This is a genomic window from Nonomuraea mesophila, from assembly GCF_004352805.1.
GTDB lineage: Bacteria > Actinomycetota > Actinomycetes > Streptosporangiales > Streptosporangiaceae > Nonomuraea > Nonomuraea longispora.
In genome coordinates, this window is record NZ_SMLD01000291.1 from 1 (window position 1) to 6,340 (window position 6,340).

The following is a 6,340-nucleotide window of genomic DNA, read 5'->3' on the forward strand; positions in this document are numbered from 1 at the left end:
GGCGGCGGCGGGCGCTGCGGGAGGCGGGGGCGCGGCTCGGGGTGAGCGAACGGGCGGTGTTGACGCTCGTCCTGGTGCATTCCGTGGCGATCCCCAGGGCCGAGGGGCTGCTGCCCGAGGACTCCTGGCTCTCACCGCATCCCACCCCGGTCGACGAGCTGCGCCGCCATACCCAGCTGCCGATCGGCGAGCTGGAGGCGGCCTTGCGCACGCTGCGGCACGCGGGGCTGCTGGGCCAGGTGAAGGCCGGTGAGGAGGCGGGCGGCTACGTGCCGGGGCCGCAGTTCCACCGGCTCACTCCGGCCGCCCGGCGGCGGTTGCAGGAAGAGCTGATCCTGGCGGCCGGGCCGAGCACTCCGCTGGCGGCGGCCGTACGCACGCGAAGGTCGGCACAGTGAGGGCGGCCGGACGCCGACAGGTCGGCACGGCGAGGACGGCCGAGCGGGCGCGGGACTGCGAAGTGACGGCGGCCGGACGTGCGCGTGGGTCGGCGCGGTGAAGATGACGGATGGAAGGGTAACGGGGGTTCGAGTGTCGTCGCAGGTGGAGAACGTCGTCGGGGACCGTGTGCTGATCGCCGTGCAAGCGGTCAACATCTCGCGGTTGTCGACCCATCCGGTGCCCACCGTGCCCGGCACGCTGATCGTCGTGGCCGGTGCCGGGCCCAAGGACTCCAACGGAGCGGGCAAATCATCATTCATCGCCTCGATCACGGCGCTGCTCGGTGACGAGCAGTGGCGGTTCGCGTCCGGCGCGAAGGCGGTCTCCGAGCTGCTGTTCAACGCCGAGCTGGCCAGCGGCGCCGGCGCCCGCCAGTGGGCGAGCGCCGACCACGGCTACATCGTGGGCGTGTTCGCTCCGCCCGGCATGGACGGTTTCGCACCGGCAGACCAGGGCACCGCCCCCACGCCCCACGACGCGCAGGCCGGAGCGGTCACGCCGCAGGAGGCCGTGTCCGAGGAGGTGGTGCCCGGAGACGGTGGGTTCGTGCTGGAGCAGTCCGGGGCGGGCGCCGAGTTGTTCGAGGTGCCCGACACCTCCGGCGGGGCGCTGACCGTGTGGCTCAAGGTCAACCAGGAGGCGCCGCACCTGGAGATCAGGTGGCGGGAGGGCGTGCAGCTGGCGGCGTCCCCGTCCGAGGCCGAGCGGGTGGCCCGCGCCGACGAGATCTGGGCGTCGCTGCCGAAGTCGGCCGGGCGGCGCGACGTCGTGGCCCGCGACCTGACCAAGGTGCTCTACGGCGACCGGATCAGGTGTGTGTCGTTCCTGTCCACGTCCGTACGCAGCAAGGTCGCCACCAACCTGCTGTCCCAGCCGCTCAACGAGATCTCCCCCGAGCGGGTCTTCGAGGCCATCGCCGCGCTCACCGGGCTCGACGCCGAGCTGGAGCAGGAGCGGGAGGCCCGGCGCGACGAGCACGCAAGGAGGGTGCGCGCGGCGCAGGCGGCCGACCGGCTGGCCGAGTTCGAGTCGGAGTCGAAGGCGTTGCTGACCACGTTCGACCGGCGCGACCAGGCCAGGGTTCGGCTGGCGGACGCCCTGCGGTGCTGGCGGGGCAGGCAGGCGCGCAAGCTCGCCGACGCGGCGGGCAAGGACGACGTGCTGGCCGCCGACCTTGAGCGGCACCAGGTGGCCGGCGAGGCGGCCGCCGAGGCGATCGCCATGGTCAAGGCGGAGATCACCACCCTGCGGGAGGACACCCTCGACCGGCAGGTCTCCCAGGCGCGCAAGGAACTGGCGGCGATGCAGGCGCGCGCCGCGAAGCTGGACGCCGACCGCGCGGTCGCGGAGAACTCCGCCGACGAGTTGCGGGGGCTGATGCCGGCGCTGGAGGAAAGCCGCAGATTCGCCGACGGGCGTGACGTGCCCACGGCCGAACGCGAGCTGCGGGAGGTGCAACTGCGGCTCAACGAGGCGCTCAAGGCGCTGGGGGTGGCCGACCAGGAGGTGTCGTCCGCACAGGCGGCTCTCGACGACGCCGAAGGCGGGCCGGCTGCGGCCCAGCTCAACGCGCTGACGGCGGCGGGCATCGGCGCGACGGGCCTGCTCGACGCCCTCGACGTCGCCGAACAGGCCCGTGACCACGCGAGCCCCGTCCACGATTCCGGCCGGGAGCAAGGTGACGAGGCGGCTCAGCGGTCCGCCCCGCCCACGGCGCCGGACGACGATGACGCCGGAAAGGCCGGAGACGCCGGAAAGGCCGCAGGGCTGGGCGCCGCGCTCAAGGCGCGCTACGGCAAGACCGTCGGACAGCCGGTCGGGACGTCGAAAGCGACATCGACAGCGACGTCGGACGAGATGTCGGGCGAGACGTCGGACGGCGGGCGGCCGGGTTCGGTGGCGTTGGGTGAGGTGCGGGGGTGGCCGAACGAGCATGCGGTGATCGTGGACGCGGCACAGCTCGACGCCGCCGCATCCGCCCTGGCGCAGTTGCCCGGGTCCGTGCTGGTGAGCGCCGCCGGGGTGAGCGTCGTCGGCGCGTTCGACGGGGTGGCGACCGGGCGTGAGGCCCGCATCAAGGCCGCCGAGCAGCGGCTCAACCGGGCGAAGGACGTACAGGAGAGCGCCGCGCAGGCCGTGCGGGACGGCGAGGAGGCGGTCGCCGAGGCGCAGCGCCGGCTGGAAGGAGCCAGGGCCGGGGTGCGCCTGGAGGAACTGGAGGCGAAGCTGGGCCGGCGCCGGACCAGGCTCGCCGAGCTCAGTGCCGCCATCGAGGAGCTCGCGCCGAAGGTCGCCGAGGCGGAACGGCAGGCGGGGTCGCTCGACTTCCGCGCCCGCACCCGTGACATGGAGATCGAACGCCTGGAGGGGCGGCGGCAGCGGCACGAGGCCGAGCGGGCGCAGGCTCGCGACCAGGCGGCGAAGGTCACCGCCGAACGCGAGTCGCTCAAGCTCGACGCGATGGCCGCCGACTGGGGCGGCACGGTCGAGACGGCCCGCGAATGGCTGGCGGCGCTGCCCGAGGAGGAGCGGCCCCGTACGGCGGAGGAGTGGTGGCGGATCGCCGAACGCCATCTCGACCAGGCGTTGCGCGACACGTTCCCCGAGGACGACGCGGAGGTCCCTGAAGAGCTGCGGTTCCTGCTGGAGGAGCGGGGCGGCAGCACGGCGCGCGAGCAGGCGACGTTCGCGGCGGTGTGCGGGGCGCTGGCCTCCTATCTGCGCGGCCAGGAGGAGTACGAACGCCACCAGCGCCGGCAGATCGAGGCCCAGCTGGTCTCCAGGCAGCGCGACCTGGCGGCGGCGGCCAGGGGCGCGGAGGAGGCGGCGCAGTCCACGGCCGTGCACCGGGCGGCGCTGACGGCGGCGATCAAGGCGCGGCTGACCCGGGTGGCGGAGGAGTTCGAGAAGCTCGACACCTCGTACGGCGGCTACGGCGCGACGCTGGAGTTCCCCGTGCCGCCCGCGCCCGCCGATCCCGAGCAGCGCTGGCAGTGGCGGGTGACGCCGAAGTGGCGGCGCGGCGAGGGGCAGGGGTTCGTGCCCTACAACCGGCGGGCCAACACCGCGCTCATGGACGAGAAGGCGGTCAAGCTGGTGTGCGCGGCGGCCATCGCCTCCTCCGGTGGCGGGCACCTGTGCCTGGTGCTCGACGAGCTGGGGCGCAACCTGGGCAAGGAGCACCGCAGGGAGGCGGTGGCGCTGTTCAGGAGGATCGGGGAGACGTACGGGATCACGGTGATCGGGGCGCTGCAGGATGACATGGAACCGTACGCGATCGACGCCTGCGGCCAGTACATCAAGTTGCGGCGCTCGTCCGACGCGATGCCGTACAACGAGCCGCCGGTGATCGTGGGGCACGACCAGCACCAGGAGCGGGTACGCGCGCTCGCGGCGTACGTCGACCGCGGCGCCGTGGCCGGGTGAGCCCTCCCGTCGTGTGACCGGCGGGTCTGCCGGTCACACGATCCGGTACATGTCCTGGATCTCGAAGGGCCCGTTGATGTCCATGCGGGTGGTCCACGCGCGGTCGGCCAGTTCGGCGCGCTCCAAGGTCAGCCGGCTCACCTGCTGCCGCATGCCGTTCAGGTCGGAGGCGTCCAACCCGTTGGCCCTGGCGATACCGAGCCCTTCGTCCACGTGTCGCCGGGCGTCGTCCAGGTGACCGGCGGTGTGCCTGCTGAGCTGGGTCTCGATCTGTTGCAGCCGTGTTCCCTGCCGCTGCAGGTTCCATCTGGACATGTCATCGAGATACGGGTGGTTCGCCAGGCCTTGTGCGTCGAGCCGGGCCCTGGTGGCGGCGTCGGTCCCGTTGCGGGCGTATGCGGCCCTGAGCGTTTCTCTGGCGTCGCGCACGTGCTTCTCGACCTGGCTCAGCCGCTCGCCGGCCCGGTCCAGGCTCATGGTGGCCTCGTTCGCCGAGATCCTGGCGCGTGTGGCCTTGGACTGCGCGGCCGTGAAGGGATGCTGTCCCGTTCCCCGCTGCCCGGCGGATGCGGTCCGGGCGGCCGCCGGCTGCCCGGTGGGCGCTTTGGCGGGCGTGCCCCGGAGCCGCTGGGCGAGCCGGGTGTAGATCTGTCCGAGAACGCGGGTGGCCGTGCGCAGGTACTGCTGCACGCGCTGGGCGATCGGCCGCAGCAGCGGTTTGATCAGCGCCCGTCCCTGCGGCGTGAGGGCGGCCAGGCCCGCCATCCCGGCCAGACCGATGAGCATCCCGCCGGCCCACTTGACCACTTTCCACGCGACCTGCGCGGCGCCCGCGCCCAGCGAGGCGGAGTGTGCCTGGGCGGCGCTGCGTTGCAGCACGCCGGCCTGTCCCGTCACGTGCTCGGCCAGCGCGTCCGTGGCGGCGCCCGCGTTGGCGCCGGCCAGCCGGTAGGCGCGGACGCCGTCGTCACCGACCGACGCCTGCGAGCGGCCCAGGGACTCCAGTACGCCGGCCTGGCGTTCGAGCTCGGCGGTGTCCGGTGGGCGCGGAACTCCCAGCAGGCCGAAGCCCATCTCCTCAAGCCCGGCGCTCATGGTCGTCGCCCACCTCCCGCACCGCCGCCGCCTCGGCCTCCGTGTTCGTGGCCGCCATCAGGGCCTGGCCCTCTCCGGTCCCGCCGAGTTGCGCGACGACCTCCGCGGAACCGCCGAACAACGCGATCAGGTAGTCCTGGTAGGGGCCGGAGAAGTCGGGGTACGGCAAGGGGCCGGCGCTCCCCGCGACCTGCCCCCGGAATTCCTCGTGGACCTGCTGCTGCTCGTCCGTCAGCGTACGGAAGCTCCGGGCGGACGACTCGCGGCCGGTGACGTCCCAGGTGATTCCCTCGGGTGTCACCACGGCTCACCTTTCCTCGGGGCGGCTCCGCCGGGTGGATCGTCGAGGCGGCGCAGCATCTCGTCGAGGCTCGACGTCAGCCGGGCGAAGTCGCCGGCCGCCTGGGCCTCCAGGTCGTTGACCCGCCGGATGAGTTCCTCCGTGGCGAGGTCGTCCTGCGGAGGGCCCGGTTCGGGGGTTCGCGCCAGCCGGTCCTGCTGCGCCGCCCGCACGGCGGCGACGATGTGCTCGGCGAGGTCGTGCGACGCGAGCCGCATCGCCCGCGGATCCAGCTTCAGCCGGGCCAGCAGGCCGTCCTCCCCCACGACCGCCCGCACCTGACCGCCGGCGGCCTCCCCGGCGCCGGTGGGCGCGTCGTCCTCAGGCGCAGCACGCACGGCATCACTCCAGTCCCGATCTTCACGTCTGACACACACGGTGCAGATGGCATTAAACCGGCTGAACAGTGCGTGTGACTACTCGGGTGCCGTCACGGGCCCGCCGGGGGGTGTCACGTGATCGGCGGGCCGGTGTAGGAGGCGCGCAGCCGGAGGAGGCTGCCGCGCTCGTACTCCTCCATGGCGTGTGCGAGCCAGCCCGCCGCCCTGGCCACGGCGAAGATCGCCTCTCCCGCGCCGCCGGCCATGCCGCTGACGGCGGTCAGGACGGCGAGGGCGAAGTCGATGTTGCTCTCGGGCAGCCGCCTGCGGCGCATCTCGGCCAGCACGGCCACGCCCGCGGCGACCCGCTCGTGCCCGGGCACGGCCCGCTCGACCAGGTCGAGCAGGGCGCGGCCGCGGCCGTCGCCGTTGTCGTAGACCCGGTGGCCGAAGCCGGGGACCCGTTCGCCGCGGCGTACCCGATCCGTGATCACCCGCGCGGCCTGACGCGGCTCGCCGACCTCCGCGAGCAGGCGTTCCGCGCCGTACGACGCGCCGCCGTGCAGCGGGCCGCCCAGCACGCCGAGGCCGGTCAGGACCACGGCGTACGGGTCCGCCCTGGCGGAGGCGGCGACCCTGGCGGCCAGCGTGGAGGCGGCCAGTTCGTGGTCGGCCAGCAGCACGAGGGCCGCTCGGAGGGCGTGGAGCAGGCCGGGGG

5 protein-coding genes and 1 pseudogene are annotated in these 6,340 nt (G+C 73.7%); 2 read left to right on the plus strand and 4 right to left on the minus strand.

Going from position 1 to position 6,340, the window contains the following annotated elements; translation table 11 throughout:
• A pseudogene (locus E1295_RS46570) lies at nt 1–398 on the plus strand (hypothetical protein); the annotation flags it as partial.
• A gap of 133 nt (nt 399–531) precedes the next feature.
• Complete coding sequence (locus E1295_RS49870; protein ID WP_246081225.1) at nt 532–3,867, plus strand: coiled-coil domain-containing protein; 3,336 nt, start codon at nt 532–534, stop codon at nt 3,865–3,867.
• A 33-nt stretch (nt 3,868–3,900) separates the two neighbouring features.
• Here E1295_RS49870 and E1295_RS46580 read toward each other — a convergent pair whose 3' ends face one another.
• From E1295_RS46580 to E1295_RS46595, 4 genes are all read right to left on the minus strand, one after another.
• The gene (locus E1295_RS46580; protein WP_132641592.1) at nt 3,901–4,962 is read right to left on the minus strand and encodes a hypothetical protein; all 1,062 of its coding nucleotides are present in this window, start codon (nt 4,960–4,962) and stop codon (nt 3,901–3,903) included.
• Nucleotides 4,946–5,263: a hypothetical protein gene (locus tag E1295_RS46585; protein ID WP_132641594.1), complete on the minus strand. Its 318-nt coding sequence runs from the start codon at nt 5,261–5,263 to the stop codon at nt 4,946–4,948. Before E1295_RS46585 ends, E1295_RS46580 begins: the two co-directional genes overlap by 17 nt.
• The gene (locus E1295_RS46590) at nt 5,260–5,640 is read right to left on the minus strand and encodes a YbaB/EbfC family nucleoid-associated protein (protein ID WP_166427768.1); all 381 of its coding nucleotides are present in this window, start codon (nt 5,638–5,640) and stop codon (nt 5,260–5,262) included. The genes E1295_RS46585 and E1295_RS46590 overlap by 4 nt, the downstream gene beginning before the upstream one ends.
• A gap of 113 nt (nt 5,641–5,753) precedes the next feature.
• A partial coding sequence (locus E1295_RS46595; protein ID WP_281284818.1) for a citrate/2-methylcitrate synthase occupies nt 5,754–6,340 on the minus strand: 587 nt, incomplete at its 5' end.